We start from the raw sequence: 23199 nt of genomic DNA, 5'->3' as shown, positions 1-23199 counted from the left end.
CCTGCTATGTGCTTCGCGCCGCTTGAAGAGCGGCGATTACCCGCTGCCGTCCCAACCGTATACGCTCAAAGCCAGACGACGCGTTCGTCCAGAAATCATGAATCGCACCGGAGGCGAGAATCGTCGCTACAACTTTGTCGGGGTCGAAATCAGCCGCATTCGCCACCCACTCTTCTACCCCGAGATCGGCGTACGCACCAAATCCCTTGCGCTCATAGCTAAGGTGGTAAGAAGGCACCCCGTTCAACACTGACTCAAGTGCGCCGTGCAAGCGAACTGACACCACGACGTCGGGTCTATCCACGGCCAGCAATTCCTTCAGCGGCATCAGATCGCCCTCGATGCCGATACTCCGGTAGTAAGCGACGTCGTCATTGCCGCGGCCTGTACTTTGGACGGCAAAGCTGATCCGGCATGTCTCGCGCAGCAACTGAATCAGTCGCCGTGTTGCCGTCTCATATCGCTCTCGCTGCTGTCTCGTCCAACTCGGCGCCCGCCGCAGCACGAAGGCGACATGCCCCACTCCAGGACGCGCCTTTACCGTCCGCGTCATAATCTGTGCATTGCGCCGTTCGAAGTCCAGCACAGCCATGTCGGGGGCCCGATGAATGTTAGCGTTGTGTGCAAGGAAAGCGGCCGAGCGGTCATCGCGAACGAACACAGCATGAAACTTTCCGAGCATTCCTGAGAGATGCGAGCGCAACGGTTCAGCTGGCATCGAAGGTCCGATGCTCTGCGGCAGATAGACAACTGGCTTGCCCGACTGACACGCTGCTCGCATCTGCAGCAGGTGACCCGCTTCAAGCTTGAGTATCTCCATGCAATTGCGTGCACGCAGGTAGCCCCCGCCTACTCCAACGACAACGTCAGCCGTCTCCAGAAGTTTGAGCAACTCGCGTGTCCGCCCGTTCTTCCCAATGGGAAGAACGACGCTGGCCACACCGCCGATTCGCGCCACGCCATATTCAGCAAGAACCGGCGCACGATAAACGTCACGGTATTGGGGAAATGAGCCTGGATCCGCTGCGATGATCGACACGCGGGTCGTTTCTCCAAAGGCCTGCTTAAGAAGCTCGACTGAGAGGTCGACTAGCAAGCCGTCGCCAGAGTTATTGGAGCTGTACGCGTGGAGAAGGACAACATGCGTCCGCTGCTGCATCAGTGGATTTCCTTAAGCAAACGCTTGTAAAGATCTACGGTCCGCTCGATCATTGCGTTAGTGGAGAAGCGTTCGGCAGCGCGCTCGCAATTGAGGCTCATGCGTTCGCGCATCATCGGGTCTTGTGCGAGTGCAACTATCGCGTCAGCGAAAAGAGTTGTGTCATCGTCGTTTTGCACCACGAAGCCTATTTGTTCCGCGTCGATCAATTCGGCCGCGCCGGAGACTCGCGTCGACACCATCGGGACACCGGCGGCCATTGTTTCAAGGACGACGTAGGGAAAGCCTTCATAGCGGCTAGGAAGCGCGAAGATGTCGAAGGCGGAAAAGTAACGTCGTGCCTCTGCAATCGGTCCGAGCACGCGCACATTCGCAGGAATGCTTCCTTTGCCAAGCCCGGAGGATGCCGAAAAGTCACCAGGACCTATAACCGCAAAAACAACCTTATCTACGCCGCGTTCCAGCAGGTCCTGTGCGACTCGAACGATACGGTCAACGCCCTTCTGGTAGTCCAGACGCCCCACAAAGCCGACGATGATCGAGTCGAACGGCAACCCCAGCGTAGCTCGCGCCACACCTGAAGGGAGCAGCGTCGGCGCGGGCACGCCGTTGAAAATCGTCTCGATGCGATCTGCCGGAATGCGCAGCACTTGCTGCAAATGGTCCGCTTCGTCGAGCGACACCGCAATGATGCGGTCGGTCCGGAAGCGGCCGAGTAAACTTTCGATCAACCCATAAAAACGACGCTGTGCACTCGGCAGATACGGATTGAGCGTGTAGACGGCGTGCGGCGTGTAAACCTGCTTCCACGGCCCGATGCACAGTCGTGCGAGTGCTCCAGCCTTCGAACTGTGGCTGTGAACGATGTCTGGCTTAATCCCGTTCAGGCATTTGAACAGTTGGGCAAAAGCGACCGTGTCGGCGCTGCCGACAGAGCGACGCATCGGCAAGCGATGAATCGTGTCGCACCGCGCGAGCACATCCTCGTCGATGACTACTCCGTCGAAACGGGCTCCAGTCGGGACGATAAGGTGGATGTCTACATCGCCTTGAGCGTTCAAACCGCGCACCATGTCCGCAATATGAACGGCTACGCCGCCACCCGCTGCTTCGACAACGAGTGCCACCCGCAACCTCGGTGCCTGCCGGTTTGGACGTGCCCGTACGATCGGAGGGGAGTTTCGGACACCGGCCAGTTCCTGTTGTTCGGTGATATCTAACCTGTCGGTTTGCATTACCGCCCCCGTCCAAGGCGGGCAATCAGCCGACGCCAGCGGGATGCGTGTACGGGTCGCGGCTCCTCATAGCTGTACTGCACGTATCGATAGCCGCCATTCTTTCGGCCATATCCACGCCGTCCTGATTTCGGGTCGATGCCGTTCAGAAGTGCGCCGGTGACAGCAATCCCTGCATGCGCAAACAACTTCACGGCTTCTGCCAATTCAGCGACGCGCGTACGCCCGGCCCGCGCCATGATCATCACCGTCGCGCAATGTTCCGCTAACAGGACCGCGTCGGTCACAACCAGAACCGGTGGCGAGTCAACGAGCACGACGTCATATTTATGCGCGCTGTCCGCAAGAAGTTGTCCGACGCGCTCATGCATGAGAACTTCCGCAGCATTGGGCGGCAGCGAACCGGTGGCGATAAAGTCCAGATTTGCAACGACGCTCCGATGCACAACCTCGTCGAGCGAAGCCTTTCCCGTAATGACGTCCGTCAGACCGCGCTCGCGTTGCCGGCCAAAGTACTGGTGGAGATGACCTCTACGAAGATCCCCGTCGATAACCAGCACTCGCTTTCCGCCTGTAGCGAGGAGTGCGGCGAAATTTGCCGACACGAAAGACTTTCCGACGCCGGGTGTGGGACCCGAGATCAGGACCACATTATTTGTCGCGTTCAACATCGCAAACTGGAGAGCCGTGCGCAAACTTCGTAGACTTTCTACGGCTGGTTCGCGAGGCTCATTTTCCGTAAGCAGTCGAACACCTGCTGCATTGCCGGCGGTCTTCAGATCAATCTGTTGTTGGACGCGCGACTCCGGAATCGTTGCATAGACGTGCAATCCGACATGGCGTTCAATTTCGGCCGCCTCCGCAACGCCGGCAAACAGGAAGTTGTGAATGAACGCGAAGATCACGCCCAACACCAACCCGACTAATGCGCCCGCGGCGATCGTCACAGGCCGGTTCGGAAACGAGACGCTTTCTGGGACGACGGGCGTGTCGACAACGCGCACGCTGCCGGTCTTGCCTGCCTTGATCAGGTTGAGCTGTTGGACATTATTCAATAGCGCCGTGTAGAGATCGGTATCGACCTTGACCTCCAGCATCAGACGTACCTCGTCCTGTTGCGCGTTCGGCAAGCGCTTGATTTGCTGATCGAATGCACCTTGCTGAGCACGGAGCGTAGCAATTTGCGCGTTGAGCGCAATCACATCAGGATGCGAACTGGTGAAGTGAGACGCAAGTTCATCACGCTTCTGCTGCAGTTCGAGCATCCGTGTTTTGGCATCCGCCGTCTGCTGAAGAGCGATCTTGGCTTCTTCCGACAAATCGACAGAACCCTGTTTGTTACGCAACCCGGTGTAGCGTGCTTCAGCATTCTCGAGTTGCTTCTTGAGAATCGGCACCTGAGTATTCAGGAACGCCAGAGATTGCGCGGCTTCAGCGGCTTTCCGTTCGACATTCTGCTTGACGTAATAGCGTCCGACGGCCTGCATCTGATCCCGGACCGTCACTGGATCAGTTCCTTTGAGGCTTGCGATGAGTACGCCCGACGATTTGATTTTTTCCTGGATATCCAGACCGTTCTGCATGTCCGTGATCGTGTCAAACCGGGACTTCCGGTTGAGCTTGAACTTCGTACCGGGTTCTGCATTGAACGACTTCACGAACAGCGTTATCGCCCCATAACTCGTCTGAAATATCTCTGTTTCGCCGACCCGGCCGAAAACGGGCTCATCAATATCCCAACCGGAAAATCGATAACGCCCCCCCGGAAGCACTGTCAGCGTGAATTGATCTCCTTCTACACGCTTTGGAACATCGAACCTAACAATGTTGGCGCTTTCTTTGCCCCATGCCCAACCTCCAATACCGTAGATCCCCGGACGCACGGTTGAATCGTTGAAACGGGATATGAAATCTCCAATAAGCGGAAAACGGTGTGGGCGCACGACGATATAAGTATGTAGCTCGTCAACGACGCTGGTCACGACGAGACGCGAAGCCATGATCTGCTGTTCGGCGGAAGTCGGAGAGTTGAAGTTGAAGAGTGACGATACGTCACCCAGTAGACTCTGCCCTGCCGCCGCCCCGCTGCCGTCCTCTACCTGGACTGAAATGTCCGCCTGGTAGCGTGGTGGCAACAGAAAAGCGAAAGCGGCCGCCAGCAGGAGGCAGGTAAGGCAACTCTTGAGGATGGTCCAACGGTATTCGACGAATACATCCAGCAACCCGATCAGGTCGATTTCATCGATATGATTTGACGCCTCATTCTCAGGCAATTGCAACGGTTTCATTGTGCGGCGAATTAGATTTTATTGAAGCTGTCAGGATGACGAAGTGCCAACAGTCAGGTTGGGTCCTGCGGCCGTTCCGCATATGTCATTGATACGTTTAGACCATCCTTCGACACTTGCTTCAATGAGCCTCAGGCTTTCTTTGAATGACTCGCGATCTTTCAGATAAGGGTCTGGTATATCGAATCCCGTACCTGAATGAGACGTAGTGGGCAAATCGCCGAGTCGATAGATGCGACCGTGCAATGTTGCAAAGCGCTGTTCAAGGTGTCGCCGCTGGAGACCGTCCATGACAAACACGAGATCGGAAGTCGCGGGCATCCATGACAACAGTTGTCTTGCACGGTGAGACTGAATGTCCAGGCCGCGCTCGCGCATCAGGTCCACAGCGATGGGATCGGCGGCATGACCGACAAGCGCCGTGATACCGGCCGACTCCACGGCCACGGACTGGAGACTCCGGGTCAGGAGAGCCGCCACCATCGGGCTTCGGCAAACGTTACCGGCACAGACAACCAGCACACGGCTGATCATTTCGCAATCACCCCCGCAGTCAACCCCGTGCTGATCAACGGCATCAGCAGACTCAGCACACGATTGAAGCGAACGAGGCCGCTGCCGTCGACATACACCACGTCCTTCGGTTGCAATTCGAAATCCTTGGCAAGCAGCATCGCGACCGGCGAATGGCCGTCGAGGTGGAACACCTGCGGCGTGCCCGTCAGGGAGCCGCGGATCACGAACATCTGAGCGGCGTCAGCCGTCGAGGCATTCACACTGCCGGCCTGCGCAAGCGCATCCGCCAGCGTCATGCGCCCCGTTCGGCGCGGAATCGCCGAGACCGGTTTGTTCACTTCGCCCATCACATACGCGTCGTTTTCATCGCGCGACACGACGCGCAGCAGATCGCCCGGCTTCAGATAGAAGCGCGACGGGCTCAATCCCTGGGCAAGCATTTGTGTCAGATTGATGCGATAAGAGTGATCGCCACGCACGAGGACGAGGTCACTCTGATCGGCCGTTTCACTGAATCCGCCAGCGCGGCTCACTGCTTCATAAAGGGTCATGGGCACGTCGTTGACGGCCAATGCGCCGGGGCTATGCACTTCCCCGTCGACGTAGACCTGGTGCGCGCGGTAAGACGCCATCCGTACGGTGACTTGTGGCTTGACGAAGTACTTTGCGAGCGCGCCGCTCAGGCGTTGTTGTATCTCTTCGGTGCGCAGGCCAGCCACATGCAGCGCACCCGCATACGGAAACGTCAGACTACCGTTCTGATCGACGACGAATCCAGCAAGCGGATCTCCCGGCCGCGGCGATGATTGTGTTTGCGATGAACCAAGTGCGGCCGCGAATTCCGGATGATCCCAGACGACAATTTGCAGCACGTCGCCGGGCCCGACCGTGTAAGCCCGCGGCGCTTCAGAGAGCAATTGCGACAGTTCGAGCTGGTGCTGTTTCCGGCTTTGTGCCAGCCGCGAAATCAATGCCGCGTCGACCTCCGTTATCGCGATGTCCCTCGTGCCAGTCGTTGCATTGACCTTTTCGCGGGCCGCACCTTCGCCGGCTTCTCCAATAAAACTCGAAGTATTGGGCCCGTCCGCCATGTCCTGCACACGAGACGTCTCCATCCGCATGCCCGGCGCCACCGCACATGCGCTGGTCAACAGAGTGACCGCCGCCATCAAAACCCCAAGCCTAAAGGCCGGCCTGGTCAGAAATACCGCTAACATCGTGTTCAACCTATTCAAGCAAACGTGCCGAAGCGACGCTCTCGCTGCCCGATATTGGGCAGATGTGATTCATGTTCCATGGGAAATGCGCTTTTCCACGCTGAGAAGTGCTTCACAAATAATTTGCAAGAAGCTAGTCATAGAACGCGTATTTCAATACGCGTTCCGATGCCGCAACCCCCTCACCACCGTCGCAAACACAATCCGCATATCCAACCCAAACGACCAGTTCCTCAAGTAGTACAAGTCATGCTCCACCCGCGCCTGCATCTTCTCGATCCGATCCGTCTCCCCGCGAAAACCATTCACCTGGGCCCAGCCGGTAATACCCGGTTTAATCCGGTATCGATGGATATACCCATCAACAACGCCTCGATACTCGTCATCGTGTTCGATCGCATGCGGCCGCGGCCCAACCACCGACATCTCCCCGCGCAACACATTCAAAAACTGCGGCAACTCATCAAGACTAGTGCGACGTAAAAACGCGCCGACACGAGTCACGCGCGGATCCCCACGCGTAGCCTGCCGAACCACACCGGGCCGCGCCACGTGCTCACGCATGGAACGAAACTTGTAAATGCGGAAGACGCGCCCATCCGCGCCCTTGCGCCGCTGGGTAAACAACACCGGCCCCTTCGAAGTCACCTTGACGGCAACCGCGATCGACAACATCACCGGCAACAACGCCAGCAGCGCCACACTTGCAAACAGCCGGTCGAAAACCGCTTTCTGAACCAACGCATACGGTGTCATCGGCGAGGCCATCAAATTGATGGCCGGCGCGCCAATCAAATCGACCACGTTCCGATCGAACATCACAAGACTGCGCACATCAGGGATGAAGCGCAAATTGACGAGGTCACCGCTAAATTCTTCAAGGATCCGCAACACGGTGTCCTCTTCAGACATCGGCAGCGCGAGCCACACTTCTTCAATCTGTTCACGGCGCACCCAGTCCGCGAATTCGCGCAACCGCCTGAACGACGGCAAGCAGGTAAGCGCGGACCCGCTATCCTGCCGCGTGTCAAAAGTGGCAACCGCCCGAAAGCCCGCATCTGGTGAACCCATGATGTTGGCGATCACACCGTCGCGATGGGCGCCGGCGCCGGCCACAGCGACCATTCGCAAGTTTCGGCCGCCGCGTCTCATTCGACCGAGTACCTCATGCACCACCAACCGCGAACCGACGAGCGTCGCAGCAGCAATCACGGTCCAACTCACGCACCAGAGCCGGGACACCGACGCAGCGCGATGAAGCAGAAACAACATCACGAGACCACAGACCTGCACGGCGATCCAACCCAACACCAGGTTGACGCACAGACGCCATTTCGAGCGGCCACGCCATGAGTCATACACGCCAAAGCACGGCAGCAGCAAAACCGCGAACGCTATATCGAGCGCGACGAAAGCGCCTTCGACAATCGAGTGACCGACGGCGGGCTTGAACACGAGCGATGCCAGAGCCGCCGACAGCGCGATCAACATCACGTCGAGCAGGCGCGCCAGCACGCTTTCCATCTCCGCCAAATCCCGGCCAGCGGTTTTACGAATCATCGTGTGCATATTTTTTGACCTGGCACGCGGCCATCAATCCGAAGCCGTGCAATTCACACACGGGGTCGCACGCAATAACACGATGAGAGAGCTCACATCAACCTTTGACTTCATGGCGCCACTCTCAACATTCCGTCTGCGGTGTCGCCTGCATGCGCAACTTCTCAAAGAGGTCGCATTCTGCCCCCAGCAAGATTGGGCAGGCTTGAGAGATTTCCCAATCGTTTGCGGCATTCGTCCGGCTTCCCGCCTTGCTTTGCGCTTCAGTACAGTCTCATTCCCCCTTTCTCAGGTGCTCCGCCGTCCATAACCAATCCCTAATGCATCCGTCGACAAACTTTAACTATCTGCAATCGTCCCGCCCCCGTATGCTCGAACAATGACCCGCAAACCGTGCACGGCGAGATACGGCATCGGGCAAGCGACTATTCATCGTCAGAGGAGCGGCATCATGAAGATCTGTGTCTTCGGAGCGGGAGCGATCGGCGGCTTGATGGGTGTGCAACTCGCACGCGCCGGTGCGGATGTGAGTTTCGTCGCGCGCGGTGCGCATCTCGCGGCCATGCGCGAGCACGGCGCGCGTTTGATCATGGACGGCGAGACGTTCAGCGCGCCTGTCCGCTGCACGTCCGATCCGCGCGAGCTCGGCGTGCAGGACTTCGTGATCATTACGCTAAAGGCGCATTCGCTGCCCGGCGTAGTCGATGCAATGCAGCCGCTGCTCGGCAAGCACACGGCTATCGTCACGGGCGTCAACGGCATTCCGTATTGGTACTTCTATCAGCACGGCGGCCGATTCGCCGGCACGCGTCTCGCCAGCGTCGACCCGGACGGCAGCCAATGGACGAAGCTCGGCCCCGAACGGGCGATCGGCTGCGTGCTGTACCCCGCTGCCGAAATCGTCGAACCGGGTGTTATCAAGCATGTGTATGGCAAGAAATTCCCGATCGGCGAGCCGAGCGGAGAACGCACGCCGCGCATTCAGCAATTGCACGAGATCATGCAGGCGGCAGGTTTCGAGGCGCCGATTCGCGACAATATCCGCGACGAAATCTGGCTGAAACTATGGGGCAACCTGTGCTTCAACCCGATCAGCGCATTGACGCATGCCACGCTCGACGTGCTCACTAGCGACCCCGGCACGCGCGCGGTATCGCGCACGATGATGCTCGAGGCCAAGCGCATTGCGGATCAATTCGGCGTGCACTTTCGCGTCGATGTGGAAAAGCGTATCGATGGCGCGGGCGCGGTCGGCGCGCATAAAACCTCGACTCTGGTGGATCTGGAGAATCGTCGGCCGATGGAGATCGATCCGCTGTTGACGGTGGTTCAGGAAATGGGACGCCTCGTCGCCGAGCCCACGCCGACTATCGATGTCGTGCTGGCGCTCATCAAACTGCGTGAGCGGATGGCGTTGCAAGGAGATTGAGTCTCAAGAGAGAGCGCACGATCGGAAACTCGCTCTCTCCCGCATATCGGCAAACGCAAACAAGAAAGGATCGAACGCCAAATGCGTTCGATCCTTTTTTAACGCTACTGATCGATAGCGAGCCACACCGCCTTGGGTTCGGTGAAGTTTTCAATCGCGACGTCGCCATGTTCGCGGCCGAATCCCGAGTCGCCTGATCCTCCCCACGGCAGGCGCACATCGGTGTAGCCGTAGGTGTTGATCCACACGGTCCCCGCCTTCAGATCCCGCGCAACCCGGTGTACCCGGCCGATGTCCGCGCTCCACACACCCGCCGCGAGGCTATACAACGTGCCGTTGGCAATCCTTATCGCGTCTGCCTCGTCGTTGAAGCGAATCACGCTCGCCACCGGCCCGAAGATCTCCTCCTGCGAAATGCGCATTTCATGCTCGACGTTGGCAAACACAGTCGGCTCGACAAAGAAGCCGCGCTCGCCCACCCGCGCGCCGCCGGTTACGAGCGACGCGCCTTCTGAACGACCCGTTTCGACATAACCCAGCACCGTCTTCATCTGCGCAGCGGAAATGAGCGGCCCCATCGACGTCTCGCGCGACGACGGGTCGCCGACCTTGATCGATTTCGCGCGCGCGGCGAGGCGCTCGACCACTTCGTCGTACACATCGCGATGGGCGAGAATCCGCGAGCCCGCCGAACACACCTGGCCGGTATTGAAGAAGATCCCCGACGCCGCGGCGCGCACCGCGTTGTCGAGATTGGCATCCGGGAAAATCAGGTTGGCCGACTTGCCGCCGAGCTCCAGCGTGACGCGCTTGAAATTGCCGGCCGCGCCTTGCAGAATGCCGCGCCCCACGGAGGGCGAACCGGTAAACGTCACCTTGTCGATGCCGGGATGCGCGACCAGCGCATCGCCGACCACACGTCCCTTGCCGGTGACGATATTCAGCACGCCCGGCGGCACGCCCGCCTCGAGTGCGAGTTCGCCGATGCGCAGCGCGGTCAGCGGCGTGATCTCCGCGGGCTTGACGATCAGCGTGCAGCCGCACGCGAGCGCCGGCGCGATCTTCCACATGCCGATCATCAGCGGGAAATTCCACGGCACGATCGCGGCGACCACGCCGACCGGTTCACGCAACGTGTACGTCAACGCATCGGGGCGTACCGGCACGACCTGGCCGTTGATCTTGTCGCACCAGCCTGCGTAATATTCGAGCGTATCGATCGCGGCCGGGATGTCCTGGCGCATTACCGCCGCGATCGGCTTGCCGGCGTCGAGGCTTTCGAGCGCGGCGAGTTCCTCGAGATTCGCGCGCATCAGGCCGGCGAGACGCATCAGAATGCGTGCCCGCTCAGCCGTCCGTATGCCGTTCCATACCTTCAATGCGGCGCGCGCCGCGCGCACGGCGGCATCCACATCGGCGGCGCTGCCTTGTGCAACCAGTGCGATCGGCTCTTCGGTGGCGGGGTTGATATCGACGGAATACTCGCCGGTGCCGGGCGGCAAACGCTTGCCGTCGATCAGCAAATCATGGCGCCTGAGGTCGGTTTCAGTTTCCATCATGAAGCTCCTTGCTTGGATGTTGCGTGGGCTGAGTGCTTGCGAGCCGGTTCGGGTAAAAGACGCTAGGGCTCGTGGAGGACGGCGCCGTCGCGCGCAACGGTCGGCTTCGTGTGTATCTGCGAAGCGGGCGGCGACATGTCGGTGGCATGTGAAGTCGCGGAGAACTGTGCCCAGGCCGCCGCGGCGTTGGGTCGAAGGGAACGGTTGCGGCGATGCACGAGCAGTGTCGCCAGATTCATCGCGGGTGCGAGCGGCCGGCTGACCAATGATGCGCCTATTGCGGGCCAATGCATGTCGATGGGTAATATGCCGACGCCGAGCCCGAGTTCGACCATGCGCAGCACCGCCGCGACATGTCCGAGCTCCTGTACCGGCCGTCGTTTCACGCCGTTCGTGTTGAAGGCGAGTTCGAGCGCCGCGCGCACACCCGTGTCGGCGTTCAGCGTGACGAGCGCCCATTCGTGCAACGCGCTCCATGCAACACTCGCGTGGCGGGCAAGCGGATGCGCAGGAGGCATCACCGCATGGAGCGGCGTCGTGAAAACCAGTTGCGCATGCAACTGGTCGCCAGCAAGCGGCTCGGCCATCGAGACCACGCCGAAGTCCACCTCGCCTTGTTCGACGCTCGTTAGCACGCCGCTTTGCGGCTGATCCCTGACGGAGACGGCGAGCTCGGGAAAAGCCGCCGCGCATCGCGCGAGTCCCTGCGCCACCCAACTCGACGACAACACCGGATTGCTTGCCAGCACCACCACGCCAGTGTGTCCGTCGTAAGCGGCCCGCTCTTCACGCAGCGTCAGTTCGATTTCGTCGAGCAGCCGGCCGATTCTTCGCTCGAGGCTCGCGCCCGCATGAGTCAGTTCGACCTGGCGCGTGGTGCGGTCGAACAGCTTCAGTTCGACGGCTTCTTCGAGTTCGCGCACGCAACGGCTGACCGCCGATTGCGTCAGATCGAACTCACGCGCCGCGCGCGTAAAACTCCGCTCACGCGCAACGGCGACAAACACCTTGAGTTGCTGCAACGAAACATTCATGACGTCACTGCCGGGTGTGGGCCATTTACGCTATTCCCCTGTCTGCTCGGGCCAGTGGCTCAACCGCGAGGCCTTGCCGTTGCCGGCAACGGCCAGCACACCCTGCGGCTCGTTGTGCGATTCGATCCAGCGCGAGCGCATCGGCGCGAGTATGAATTTCGCCGAGATGCCCGCGGCGATCGTCACGACGGCGGAGACGATGAAGACGAGATTCCAGCCGCCCGTCGCCGACAGTACCGAGGCAATCGGCACCAGCAGCGAAGCCGTGCCCTTGGCGGTGTACAACGTGCCTGCGTTGGCCGCGGCGTATTTGCTGCCGAACGTATCGGCGCAGATCGCCGGGAAGATCGAGAAGATTTCGCCCCAGAACAGGAAGATCAACGCAGCGAACGTCATGAACGCATAGGGGTTGGTGCCGTATTGCATCAGGCCGAGCAACGCGAGGCCCTCGCCGATAAAGATCACGAACATCGTGTTTTCACGGCCAAGCTTGTCGGAGATAAAGCCGCACAGCGGACGCGTAAAGCCGTTGCACACGTTGTCGATGGACAGCGTCGCGGTCAGGAGCGGCAAGGTCATGCCGAAGATCGTCATCGGGATGCGTGCGAGGCCCCAGTCTTTCGCGATCGGACCGATCTGCGCGGTCGCCATCAAACCGCCCGCGGCCACCGCGACGAACGACACGTAGATCACCCAGAACACCGGCGTCTTGATCATCTGACCCGGCGTGAAGTCGACCTTCGAAACGGCGAATTTCCTCTTCGGTGCGGCTTGCGGGCGCAGGTTCGGCTTCTTCAACAGCAGCGCGAGCGCCAGAATGCAGCCGCCTTGCAGAATGCCGAAGAAGAAGAACGTGTGCTCATAGCCCGAACGCGTAATCATGTTGGCGATCGGAATCACCGTCACCGCGGCACCCGCGCCGAAGCCCGCAGCCGTGAGACCCGCGGCAAGTCCGCGACGGTCAGGAAACCATTTCAACGCATTGCCCACGCACGTGCCGTACACGCCACCCGCCCCGATCCCGGCGATGACCGCGGAGACGTACAGCATCGGCAAGGTCGTGATATACGAATTCATCACCCATGCAATGCCCGCGCAAATGGCGCCGCCCGCGACCACGGGCCGGGGTCCGAACCTGTCGACGAGCCAGCCTTCGAGCGGCACGAGCCACGTTTCAGTGAGAATGAAAATGGCGAACGCAAGTTGAATGGACGCTTCGCCCCAGTGATGCCGCGCGTTCATCGGCGTGACGAATAACGTCCAGGCGTATTGAAGATTGGCCACCAGTGCCATGCACACCATGCCAATGACGAGTTGCCACCAACGGTTCCCCCAAAACGCGCGGGTCGTAGTCTGCTGACTGATATCGTCCATGAGCCTTGTCTCCACTATTTATTTGGTGCAACCGGCCAACGTCCCGAAGGAGATCCCCTCGGCGACACGCCGCGCTGTATGCGTCCCACCTTTTGGTTTTGACCCGAAAAGCCGTGCTCTTCGGGAATATTTGATATTTGCGTCTTTAATTCGCTGCTTTAAAAATAGACCGGCTTAAATCATCGCTTTCTGGGAAGTGCTTTATTCCGATCAATTAATGCTTTTTACACCGCGAGGCGCCGGCTGATTCGTCCGCCAAGCCTCAAATCCAAGCGTTAACCCCGAGTTTTTCGCCGACTCCGCTGGCGGCAATTCCGCTTTCTTATACAGAGCCATGCTAGGGTCATTGCTGAATTACTAATAATTAAAGTTTGTTATTATGTTGATTCACATTTGCTTATACATCGGTCATGACGATGCGGAATGCGACTCTGCGGCAACTGAAGGTTTTCGAAACGGTGGCGCGCCACCTGAGCTTCTCGCGCGCCGCCGAGGAATTGCACCTCACACAGCCGGCCGTCTCCACCCAGGTCCGTCAACTCGAAGAACACGCCGGGCTGCCGCTGTTCGAACAACTCGGTAAAAAAATCTATCTGACGCCGGCCGGCACCGAAATGCTTCACTACAGCCGCGCGATCATCCAGCAGTTCCACGAAGTCGACGAAGCGATGAGTCAGCTCAAAGGCGTCTCCGGCGGCAAGCTGAATGTCGCGGTGATCAGCGCCGGCGATTACTTCTTTCCGCGCCTGCTCGCTGAATTCACGCGCCGCTACTCGGGCGTCGTGCTCAATCTCGCCGTGCACAATCGCGAGGAACTGCTGCATCAGCTCGCCACTAACCAGACCGATCTCGCGGTGATGGTGCGCCCGCCGCACGAGACCGACGCGACGAACGAGCCGTTCGCGCCGCACCCGTATGTGATCGTGGCGGCGCCCACGCATCCGCTCGCAAACAAGCGCAACATCAAGTTTAGCCAGTTGGCGAACGAAGCGTTTATCGTGCGGGAGCGCGGTTCGGACACGTGGAATTCGATGGAAGAAGGCTTCGCCGGGCGTCTTGCCAACCTCAAGATCGCCATGGAGATCAAGAGCACCGAGACGATCAAGCAGGCCGTGATCGCGGGCATGGGCATCGCTTTCCTGTCCGCGCATACCATCAGCCTCGAATTGCAGCTCGGCCACTTGGTCGTGCTCGATGTCGAGAGCTTTCCGGTCATGCTCAACTGGTACGTGGTGCATCGCAAGAACAAGCGCCTGCCGCCGGTGGCGGTCGCCTTCAAACGCTTCCTGATGGAGGAAGGCGCGAATCTGATCGAGAAGATCACGCGCGTCAAGGAATTGAGCGTGTATAAGCAGTAGGCTATGGAGAACCAATAAAACTTTAACTATTGCGGATTCGTCAGGACTTCTATGCTGCAAGCGAGTTCCATCACTCGTCAGCCCAGGAGGCCGGTCATGAATTACGCTTCGGTTGAGTCTCAGCCCAGCGCGCACACTGCCCGTGTTGCCGCGATCCATCCCGACGACGCCCACCTGAGCGCGTACAACGCCGCCTTCAGCGACCTCGGCCTGCGCTTCCGCTGGGATCGCGCCACGCTCGACGTGCTCAAGGAATTCAATAGCGAGGCGGCTCGAATTACTGCCTATATCGAGCGGTTTCATGCCCATCTGCATCGTGCGTACGACGCCGACTTTCTCGCTCAAATGATTCTGCACAAGAAGGCCCAGTACTTCAGCGAGTTCGCGACGGCAGGCGACTGAGCGCGTCGGCGGGATCACGATCCCGCGACGCGCCACCGTGCGTGCCGTTCGACGCATGTGTGCATTCATGGCGTGCGCCGTGTTGTAGCGCGAGTCGGCCGGTGGCCGGCGCACGCACGTTGCCGCCGTTCCGCATGCACGCCATGGCTCCCATTTCGGGCATGCGGGTAAGCTGCCGTGCGCACATTACCTTGCGCCACGTCGCGCAGTGCCCAGGCCTGCTCCTCCCCACCGCGCCATTCGACTCGTGCCAACAGCCCGTGCTTGCCCATCGTCGAGCTATGGCAACGCGCGGCAAAGGCGAGCCCGCTTGAATCGTGACCATACTCGTCGCGGCTCGAATATTCGCGGCTGAGCATCAGATGCACGCCCATTGCACAAGCGAGCGCGCTCATCGCGAGTAGCGCGGCGAGTCCGAACGGCTGCGCCTGTTCCGTCACGAAGCCATAGCCGAGCCAACCACACAGCAGCAGCGCAGACAGGTTGACGACGCCGTGCCCCGGACGCGCAACTGCGCCGAGCTGCAGCGCACCGCGCAGTTTGCAGAACGCAATGGCCGACGTGGCAAAGATCAACGCGCCGATGAACACGGCGGCATAAAGTTCGACGCGCTCGACATTCGCCTGCGCCGCCGACGACAGATAACGCGCGAAGCCGCCCGACATGACAGCGAGCCCCATGCTGCTGCCCAACAGCGCAACGAGGCGCGGGCGCCGCGTCAGGTTGCGCCGACGCACCAGCCACGCGCCGAGTACCGCGCCCGACACCGCCGCTCCGACCACGCCGTTGCTCGCGCCCATGCCGGCCGCGAAAAGCCCCGCGAGCGCGGCGGCCAATGCGCCGGCGTGCCAGTCAGGACGGCGCTTCAGTCGCCGTTCGAGCGGCAATTGCCCGACTGCGGCAAGCGCAACGGCCAACACGGAAGCCAACACCACAGCCAGCGGACACCACACGGTACTGTCAAACGCTAGCGGCATGCGTGCTTCTCCGTGTCGGAATGCGTGGGCGCGATGCCAACGCATCGCGCAACCGGTCAACCGTTCAGACAGCGCCTGCCACGACCGGCTCCTCGCCCGCCGCGGCGCCCGCGCGCGCGGCGCCTAAGGTATTGCTCAGCGTGCCGATCCCGTCGACCGTGATCGACACCGTCGCGCCATCCTTGATCGAACCGACGCCCACCGACGTGCCGCACGCGATCACGTCGCCCGGTTCGAGCGTGAGATCCTGCGAGATGAGGCTCACCTGCTCGGCGGGCGAGAAAACCATGTCGGCGAGCGGATAGTTCTGCCGCTCCACGCCATCGAGCATCGTGACAAGACGCGCTTGCTGCCAGTCGAAACCGGAGACGATCGCCGGTCCAATACAGCAGAACGTATCGAAGCCTTTCGCCCGGCACCATTGCGGAAAGTGCGGATTTTCGTTCAGCAGATCGGCAGCGGTCACATCGTTGACGAGTGTGTAGCCGAAAATCGCTTCGGCCGCCTCCTCGACACTTGCATCGCGGCAGCGCCGCCCAATCACAATGCCGAGTTCGCCTTCATAGACGATCTTGCCCGCATAGCTCAGCGGCCTCCGGATCGGCTCACCCGAGCCGATCACGGAACCCGCGGGCTTCAACAGGAAAAGCGGGTGAGCCGGCACGGGTTTATCGAGCTTCGCCGCCAGCGCGTGATAGTTGTTCCACAAGGCGACGATCTTGCCGGGTGCGCACGGCGCGAGCGGCGTCAGCGCGCGCGTCGACAGCACGGCGCCGGTCGGCACCGGGTGCTCCAGACCTTCATACTCGTGCAGATAGCCACCTTCCACACGGCCGAACACGACGCCGCCGTCGCTCGACATGAACCGCATCCATGTATCCATACGTCGCTCCGTATTTGCCTGGGTCAGGCCTAGATCGCACCGGCAGTGCGCAATGCACTGACCTGCTCAGGCGAATAGCCGAGTTCGGCCATGACTTCATCGGTATGTTCACCGAGCAACGGTGAGCGCGTGACCTCGGTCGGACTGTCGGACAGTTTGATAGGATTGCCAACCGTCAGATACTTGCCGCGCGTCGGGTGATCCACTTCGACGATCGTGCCGGTTTTGCGCAGCGACGGTTCCTCCGCGATTTCCTTCATCGACAGAATCGGTCCGCACGGAATGTCGTACTTGTTGAGAATCTGCATGGCCTCGAACTTGGTCTTCGTCATGGTCCAGCGCTCGATCTCGGCGAAGATATCCTTCAGATGCGGCAGACGCGCGGCGGGCGTCGCGTAGTTGGGATCCGTGGCCCACTCCTCCTTGCCGATCACGTTGCAGATCTTCGCCCACACCGGCGCCTGCGTGATGAAGTAGATGTACGCGTTGGGATCCGTCTCCCAGCCCTTGCATTTCAGGATCCAGCCCGGCTGACCGCCGCCCGACGCATTGCCCGCGCGCGGCACCGCTTCACCGAACTCTCCGTTCGGATATTGCGGATACTCTTTCATCACGCCGGTGCGCTCGAGCCGCTGCTGGTCGCGCAGCTTCACGCGGCACAGGTTGAGCACGCCGTCCTGCATCGCGGCGAGTACGCGCTGGCCGCGTCCGCTGTGCGTGCGCTGATAAAGCGCCGTGACGATGCCGAGCGCCAGATGCAAGCCAGTGCCGCTGTCGCCGATCTGCGCGCCCGTCACGACCGGCGGGCCGTCGTCGAAGCCGGTGGTCGAGGCCGCGCCGCCCGCGCATTGCGCGACGTTCTCGTAGACCTTGCAGTCCTCGTACGGCCCAGGGCCGAAGCCCTTCACCGACGCGACGATCATGCGCGGATTCAACTCCTGAATCCGCTCCCACGTGAAGCCCATCCGGTCCAGCGCGCCCGGCGCGAAGTTTTCCACCAGCACGTCGCACTTCTGGATCAGCGCTTCGAGCACCTGCTTGCCTTCAGGGTTCTTCGTATCGATCGTGACGGAACGCTTGTTGTGGTTGAGCATCGTGAAGTACAGGCTGTCCACATCGGGAATATCGCGCAACTGCTCACGCGTGATGTCGCCCGCGCCCGCCCGCTCCACCTTGATCACATCCGCGCCGAACCATGCAAGCAGTTGCGTGCAGGTGGGCCCGGATTGCACATGCGTAAAGTCGAGAATGCGCACACCGTCGAGTGCTTTGCTCATGTCCTGTCTCCTGTGTCGATTGGAGTTAGCGCTTCAGCGCTTACTGCGGTCCGTGCAAGGTGGTTGGTCGACCTTGTTCAATACCGTATGTGATATATCACATTCAAGCAAGCTAGAACTTTCACGTGTCAGCAGACAGCGCTCCCCTTCTTTCGCTTCCTGCCGCGGCTTGACGCGGAAAAGTATCGGCGGCGCGGTGTAGTTCGAAGAAAAGCATCATGCCGTTCTTCTAACCGCGTCGTTTGATATATCACATACCATATTTTTAACACCGTCAAGCGAGGTTAATCCCGCATCGCTCGCTCAGGCAGACGCCACGGTGTTTTCGCGGCAAACAAAAAAGGCCCGCGGCGTTTCCACCGCGGGCCCTTCTTGTCCAACTCGCCAATCAGACGCCGCCTGGGCAGGCAGCCGTCAGTCCAGAAAATCGCAATTTGCCTGGACGAACGCGGCGAGATCAAGCGAATGCTGACGCGTGAGACGCTCGGCCAGTTCGGTATCCCGCTGCTCCAGCGCCTCGATAATGCGCAGATGATCGACGATCGAGCGCGACGCGCGATCGCTCTGCGAAATGGTCATGCGGCGAATCGCGCGCACGTGGATGAAGATGTTCTTGATCGTGTCGAGAATAATCTGCGACTTGGACAACTCGACGATCGCCTGGTGAAACGCGATGTTGGCGTCCGAATACTCGGCGATGTGCTCAGCCGGCGTGGCGTCGCGGAAGTTGTCGAACATGTGGCGCAGACGGGCGATTTCCTCGTCCGTGGCGTGCAGCGTGGCAAGACGCGCCGCCATGCTTTCGAGCGCGGCCCACATCTGGATCATCTCGACGATTTCACGCTTGCTCTTGCGCACGATATAGATGCCGCGCCGCGGCACCATGCGCAAAAAACCTTCCTGTTCGAGCAGCGTCATGGCCTCGCGCACCGGCGTGCGGCTGACGCCGAGCGACTCGCTCAGCACCCGCTCGTCGAGACGGATTTCCTCGCGGTTCTGGTAGATGTCCGCGTCGGCAATGGCCTGGCGGAGCATCGCATACGCCTGGTCGCGCAAGCTCGCGCTCGCGCCGATCGGCTGCAATGACAACGTCAACGGTGTGGCCACTGCTTCAGTTTGAAGTTCTGACGACATTCATCGCCTCTTGTTGAACATGCGCACGATACGGCGTTGCCACTGCCGCGCGTTGCTCGCCCAGACCGACAAAGCGGCCATGTTGCGCTGCAAGCTGGGCGACCGGCCGCGGAATCCAGCGGGTCAACAACACCGTGGCGGCAGAGCCTAAACCAACAACAGCAACGGCGAACAGCGAGAGAGGAACAAATTCCATTTGTAACTCCGAATGATTGAGTGAAGGAATGACTCAATCATATGCTGCAATGCCGCAAAAATCAATATTCCGTATGTAGTATATCAGTAGCTGTTGTTTTTAGGATTACATCCTCACGGTAGCACGGGCCGCTCCGCAGTAGTTCATCGCAACGCATGAACGCGTGACGCTCGGTGTAAACGCGCAAAACGCGCGCTATGCGCGCAGTCGCGTTCGATGATCGCGCAATTTCAAGCGCATGCGGATTGTGGGATCGGCTCCGCATCATTAACCTTCGCACATCCTGCAATTGAGCGCGAGCAGCCACAGCCCTGTGACCGCCGCGCGCTCCCAGCAGCCCGAGAGTTTCAAGGAGACTTTGTCATGAGCACCACCATCCCGACGGCCGCCACGGTCGACAACCGCAAGGCGCGCAGCCAGGCCCGCCAGGCGGCGCTCGGCAGCTTCGTCGGCGCCGTGGTCGACTGGTACGACTTCCTGCTGTACGGCATTGTCGCCGCGCTCGTTTTCAATTCCGAGTTTTTCCCCAAGGTCAGCCCGGCGATGGGGACGCTCGCCGCGTTCGCCACCTTCGGCGTCGGCTTTCTGTTCCGCCCGCTCGGCGGCTTCGTGTTCGGACACTACGGCGACCGGCTCGGACGCAAGCGCATGTTGGTGCTCACGGTGATGATGATGGGCCTGTCGACCGCCGCGATCGGCCTGCTGCCGTCGTTTGTCACCATCGGCTGGTGGGCGCCGGTGCTGCTCGTGACCCTGCGCGCGATCCAGGGCTTCGCGGTCGGCGGCGAATGGGGCGGCGCGGCGTTGATGGCGGTCGAAAGTGCGCCGGAGAAGAAGAAAGCGTTCTATAGCAGCGGCGTGCAAGTCGGCTACGGCGTGGGCCTCGTGCTCTCGACCGGACTGGTCGCGCTGATCAGCCGTTCGATGGACAACGCCTCGTTCCTGAGCTGGGGCTGGCGCCTGCCCTTCCTGTTCAGCGTGGTGCTGGTGCTGATCGCGCTGTGGATCCGCTCGAGCATGGAAGAGTCGAAGGAGTTCGTCGAGAAAGTCGGCCAGCACGGTGAGCGCAGCGTGCGCCTGCCGATCGTCGAAGCCCTGCTGCGGCATCCGAAGGCGTTCCTGCTGATCATCGCGCTGCGTCTTGCCGAGTTGTTCACCATGTATATCGTGACCGCCTTCGCACTGAACTACTCGACGGCGAATCTGCACATGCCGCGCGAGTTCTTCCTCACCATCGGTCTGTTGGTGGGCGCGCTGAGCTGCGTGACGATTCCGTGCTTCGCCCTGCTGGCGGACCGTTTCGGCCGCCGCCGCGTGTATATCGTCGGCGCGCTGGTCGGCATGCTGAGCGCGGTGCCGTTCTTCCTCGCGCTCGAAGCACGCTCGACAGTCTGGATCGTGGTGTTCGCCGTCATGCTCGCGAACATCGCACACGACATGGTGGTGAGCGTCCAGCAGCCCATGTTCACCGAACTGTTCGGCACCGAGTATCGCTACAGCGGCGCGGGTGTGGGTTATCAGGTGGCGAGTGTGGTCGGCGGTGGCTTCACGCCGTTCATCGCGGTCGCGCTGGTCAGCTTTGCGGGCGGCTCGTGGCATCCGGTGGCCGCTTACCTGGCCGTCGGCTGCCTGATCTCGGTGCTCGTGGCGGCCAAGATGAAGACCGGGCGCACCGTCGCCTGAGTTTCCCTCGATCACTGTTAAGCGGGCCGGCGTGGCGAAAAATGCCACTGCCGGCCCGCTTTGCTTTGAGCGCTCGGTAGTTTATTCCGGACAGCCGCCCTGCCATGCCGCGATTCGGCAGATTGCGGTCGTGTTTCACCAGGCAAACACCTTATGTATTTGTATTTCATATTGCCAACGCCTCCATCGCGCCCTATCGTTCGGCCAAGCTGATTTCGTCGCAATTTTCAGCACACCATATGCAATCAAAACACATATATTGACGGCATCAAAAGCCACAATTTTTACGCCGCGAGACCTAAAGCATTGGGTGTGAAGCGCCGATAACAACTAATTCGTCACCCCGGAGACCGACCATGAGCAGTATCACTGAGCCGAGCGGGAATTCAGGCTCTGCCCCCTTCTTTTCCAAACAGGCCACTGTTGCGAAGCCAGGCTTTTCGCGCTGGATGGTTCCGCCCGCGGCCCTTGCCGTCCACCTCTGTATCGGCCAGGCATACGCCTTTTCCGTGTTCAACGGCCCGCTGACCAAGGTCATCGGCATCACGCAATCCACTGCGGATGACTGGTCGCTGACGTCGCTCGGCTGGATCTTTTCGCTGGCGATCGTGTTCCTCGGTTTGTCGGCGGCCTTCGCCGGCAAGTGGCTCGAACGCGTCGGCCCGCGCCGCACGATGTTTACCGCCGCATGCTGCTTCGGCGGCGGCTTCCTGGTTTCCGCGCTCGGCGTGTATCTGCATCAGATCGTGCTGCTCTATCTCGGCTACGGTGTGATCGGCGGAATCGGGCTGGGCCTCGGTTATGTGTCGCCGGTATCCACGCTGATCCGCTGGTTCCCGGACCGCCGCGGCATGGCGACGGGCATGGCGATCATGGGCTTCGGCGGCGGCGCGATGATCGCCGCGCCGTTGTCGGTGGCGTTGATGAACCACTTCCGCAGCGCGACCAGCATCGGCGTGGCCGAGACGTTCGTCGTGCTCGGCATCGCTTACTTCATCTCGATGACGATCGGCGCACTCGCGATCCGCGTGCCGCCGGCGGACTGGAAGCCGGCCGGCTGGACGCCGAGCGTGACCGGTCAGAGCAAGATGATCTCGCGCAACCATGTGCATATCGATCAGGCGTTGAAGACGCCGCAGTTCTATCTGATCTGGCTCGTACTGTTCCTGAACGTGACGGCCGGCATCGGCATTCTCGGCCAGGCCTCGGTGATGATTCAGGAGAGCTTCAAGGACACGGTGACGGCAGCCGCGGCGGCCGGTTTCGTCGGCCTCCTGTCGCTCTTCAACATGGGCGGCCGTTTCGTGTGGGCGTCTGCGTCGGACTGGATCGGCCGCAAGAACACCTACTTCATCTTCTTCGCGCTCGGCGCGGTGCTGTACTACCTCGTGCCGGGTTTCGCGGCGTCCGGTCACATCGCCCTCTTCGTGCTCGCCTACTGCGTGATCCTCACGATGTACGGCGGCGGTTTTTCCACCGTGCCAGCATATCTCGCCGACATGTTCGGCACGGCGTTCGTCGGCGGCATTCACGGACGTCTGCTGACGGCGTGGGCCGCGGCGGGCGTCGCCGGTCCGGTGCTGGTGAACTACATTCGCGCCTATGAAGTCGCGCAAGGCGTCGCCAAGGCGGACGCCTACACGATGACCGTTCACATCATGGCCGTGCTGCTCGTCATCGGCTTCGTCTGCAACCTGCTGATCAAGCGTGTGGATGACAAGCACCACATGACCGACGCACAACTCGCCAAAGGCGCTTAAGGAGACTCGCATGTCGACCATTCAAGCCGTGAATCAGACCAGCAAGGTCAAACTCGCCGTCTTCTGGCTGTATGTGACGCTGCCGCTGGCATGGGGGGTGGTCAATACGCTCTCGCAGGCGATGAAGCTCTTCAAGTAAATGTCGCCCGGCACCCCGC

20 protein-coding genes are annotated in these 23199 nt (G+C 60.5%); 6 read left to right on the top strand and 14 right to left on the bottom strand.

Annotated elements, in window-relative coordinates:
- Positions 1 to 4: 4 nt before the first annotated feature.
- The 6 genes from PQR42_RS02155 to PQR42_RS02130 all read right to left on the bottom strand — a co-directional run bounded on the left by PQR42_RS02155 (position 5) and on the right by PQR42_RS02130 (position 7984).
- Positions 5 to 1159 carry a polysaccharide pyruvyl transferase family protein gene (locus PQR42_RS02155; RefSeq protein ID WP_408391084.1) on the bottom strand — a complete coding sequence of 385 codons (1155 nt, stop codon included), beginning with the start codon at positions 1157 to 1159 and terminating at the stop codon, positions 5 to 7.
- Positions 1159 to 2394, bottom strand: coding sequence for a glycosyltransferase (locus tag PQR42_RS02150; RefSeq protein WP_408391081.1), 1236 nt, complete (start codon positions 2392 to 2394; stop codon positions 1159 to 1161). The genes PQR42_RS02155 and PQR42_RS02150 overlap by 1 nt, the downstream gene beginning before the upstream one ends.
- The gene (locus PQR42_RS02145) at positions 2394 to 4682 is read right to left on the bottom strand and encodes a polysaccharide biosynthesis tyrosine autokinase (RefSeq protein WP_408391078.1); all 2289 of its coding nucleotides are present in this window, start codon (positions 4680 to 4682) and stop codon (positions 2394 to 2396) included. Before PQR42_RS02145 ends, PQR42_RS02150 begins: the two co-directional genes overlap by 1 nt.
- 30 nt (positions 4683 to 4712) lie before the next feature.
- Entirely contained in the window at positions 4713 to 5216 is a 504-nt protein-coding gene (locus tag PQR42_RS02140; protein WP_408391075.1) for a low molecular weight protein-tyrosine-phosphatase, read from the bottom strand.
- The gene (locus tag PQR42_RS02135) at positions 5213 to 6415 is read right to left on the bottom strand and encodes a polysaccharide biosynthesis/export family protein (protein ID WP_459252312.1); all 1203 of its coding nucleotides are present in this window, start codon (positions 6413 to 6415) and stop codon (positions 5213 to 5215) included. The genes PQR42_RS02140 and PQR42_RS02135 overlap by 4 nt, the downstream gene beginning before the upstream one ends.
- Positions 6416 to 6568: 153 nt before the next feature.
- A complete protein-coding gene (locus PQR42_RS02130) occupies positions 6569 to 7984 on the bottom strand; it encodes an undecaprenyl-phosphate glucose phosphotransferase (RefSeq protein WP_408391070.1) in 1416 nt (471 codons plus the stop codon).
- Positions 7985 to 8426: 442 nt separating this feature from the next.
- On the opposite strand from PQR42_RS02130, the gene PQR42_RS02125 reads away from it, so the two are divergent.
- Positions 8427 to 9404 carry a 2-dehydropantoate 2-reductase gene (locus PQR42_RS02125; protein ID WP_408211728.1) on the top strand — a complete coding sequence of 326 codons (978 nt, stop codon included), beginning with the start codon at positions 8427 to 8429 and terminating at the stop codon, positions 9402 to 9404.
- A gap of 104 nt (positions 9405 to 9508) precedes the next feature.
- Here PQR42_RS02125 and PQR42_RS02120 read toward each other — a convergent pair whose 3' ends face one another.
- The 3 genes from PQR42_RS02120 to oxlT all read right to left on the bottom strand — a co-directional run bounded on the left by PQR42_RS02120 (position 9509) and on the right by oxlT (position 13371).
- On the bottom strand, positions 9509 to 10960 hold the full coding sequence (locus tag PQR42_RS02120; protein ID WP_408212092.1) for an aldehyde dehydrogenase family protein: 1452 nt from the start codon (positions 10958 to 10960) through the stop codon (positions 9509 to 9511).
- Positions 10961 to 11025: 65 nt separating this feature from the next.
- Entirely contained in the window at positions 11026 to 11997 is a 972-nt protein-coding gene (locus tag PQR42_RS02115) for a LysR family transcriptional regulator (RefSeq protein WP_408493547.1), read from the bottom strand.
- Between the two features lie 30 nt (positions 11998 to 12027).
- Positions 12028 to 13371, bottom strand: coding sequence for an oxalate/formate MFS antiporter (oxlT, locus tag PQR42_RS02110; protein WP_408211722.1), 1344 nt, complete (start codon positions 13369 to 13371; stop codon positions 12028 to 12030).
- Positions 13372 to 13781: 410 nt separating this feature from the next.
- Here oxlT and PQR42_RS02105 point away from each other — a divergent pair, with 410 nt between their 5' ends.
- Positions 13782 to 14729, top strand: a complete 948-nt coding sequence (locus PQR42_RS02105) for a LysR family transcriptional regulator (RefSeq protein ID WP_012427868.1) — start codon at positions 13782 to 13784, stop codon at positions 14727 to 14729.
- Positions 14730 to 14825: 96 nt separating this feature from the next.
- Positions 14826 to 15131: a hypothetical protein gene (locus PQR42_RS02100; protein WP_408211718.1), complete on the top strand. Its 306-nt coding sequence runs from the start codon at positions 14826 to 14828 to the stop codon at positions 15129 to 15131.
- 65 nt (positions 15132 to 15196) lie between these two features.
- Here the strand turns inward: PQR42_RS02100 and PQR42_RS02095 are convergent, their stop codons facing one another.
- From PQR42_RS02095 to PQR42_RS02075, 5 genes are all read right to left on the bottom strand, one after another.
- On the bottom strand, positions 15197 to 16108 hold the full coding sequence (locus PQR42_RS02095) for an NAD(P)(+) transhydrogenase (Re/Si-specific) subunit beta (protein WP_408391064.1): 912 nt from the start codon (positions 16106 to 16108) through the stop codon (positions 15197 to 15199).
- Positions 16109 to 16172: 64 nt separating this feature from the next.
- Complete coding sequence (locus tag PQR42_RS02090; protein WP_408391062.1) at positions 16173 to 16991, bottom strand: fumarylacetoacetate hydrolase family protein; 819 nt, start codon at positions 16989 to 16991, stop codon at positions 16173 to 16175.
- Between the two features lie 29 nt (positions 16992 to 17020).
- Positions 17021 to 18268: a formyl-CoA transferase gene (gene frc / locus PQR42_RS02085; protein ID WP_106282483.1), complete on the bottom strand. Its 1248-nt coding sequence runs from the start codon at positions 18266 to 18268 to the stop codon at positions 17021 to 17023.
- Between the two features lie 414 nt (positions 18269 to 18682).
- Positions 18683 to 19402: a GntR family transcriptional regulator gene (locus PQR42_RS02080; protein WP_408391059.1), complete on the bottom strand. Its 720-nt coding sequence runs from the start codon at positions 19400 to 19402 to the stop codon at positions 18683 to 18685.
- Entirely contained in the window at positions 19380 to 19598 is a 219-nt protein-coding gene (locus PQR42_RS02075; protein WP_408211706.1) for a hypothetical protein, read from the bottom strand. Before PQR42_RS02075 ends, PQR42_RS02080 begins: the two co-directional genes overlap by 23 nt.
- A gap of 363 nt (positions 19599 to 19961) precedes the next feature.
- Between PQR42_RS02075 and shiA the strand changes: the two genes are divergently transcribed.
- From shiA to PQR42_RS02060, 3 genes are all read left to right on the top strand, one after another.
- Entirely contained in the window at positions 19962 to 21281 is a 1320-nt protein-coding gene (gene shiA / locus PQR42_RS02070; RefSeq protein ID WP_408391056.1) for a shikimate transporter, read from the top strand.
- 356 nt (positions 21282 to 21637) lie between these two features.
- Positions 21638 to 23041: an L-lactate MFS transporter gene (locus tag PQR42_RS02065; RefSeq protein WP_408391054.1), complete on the top strand. Its 1404-nt coding sequence runs from the start codon at positions 21638 to 21640 to the stop codon at positions 23039 to 23041.
- Between the two features lie 10 nt (positions 23042 to 23051).
- Entirely contained in the window at positions 23052 to 23180 is a 129-nt protein-coding gene (locus PQR42_RS02060; protein WP_106282486.1) for an MFS transporter small subunit, read from the top strand.
- Positions 23181 to 23199 lie beyond the last annotated feature (19 nt).

It is taken from the genome of Paraburkholderia sediminicola (genome assembly GCF_046027355.1).
Classification (GTDB): Bacteria; Pseudomonadota; Gammaproteobacteria; order Burkholderiales; family Burkholderiaceae; genus Paraburkholderia; species Paraburkholderia sediminicola_B.
The sequence above is the reverse complement of the archived record's forward strand: the minus strand, read 5'-3'. Positions and strand labels throughout refer to the sequence as shown.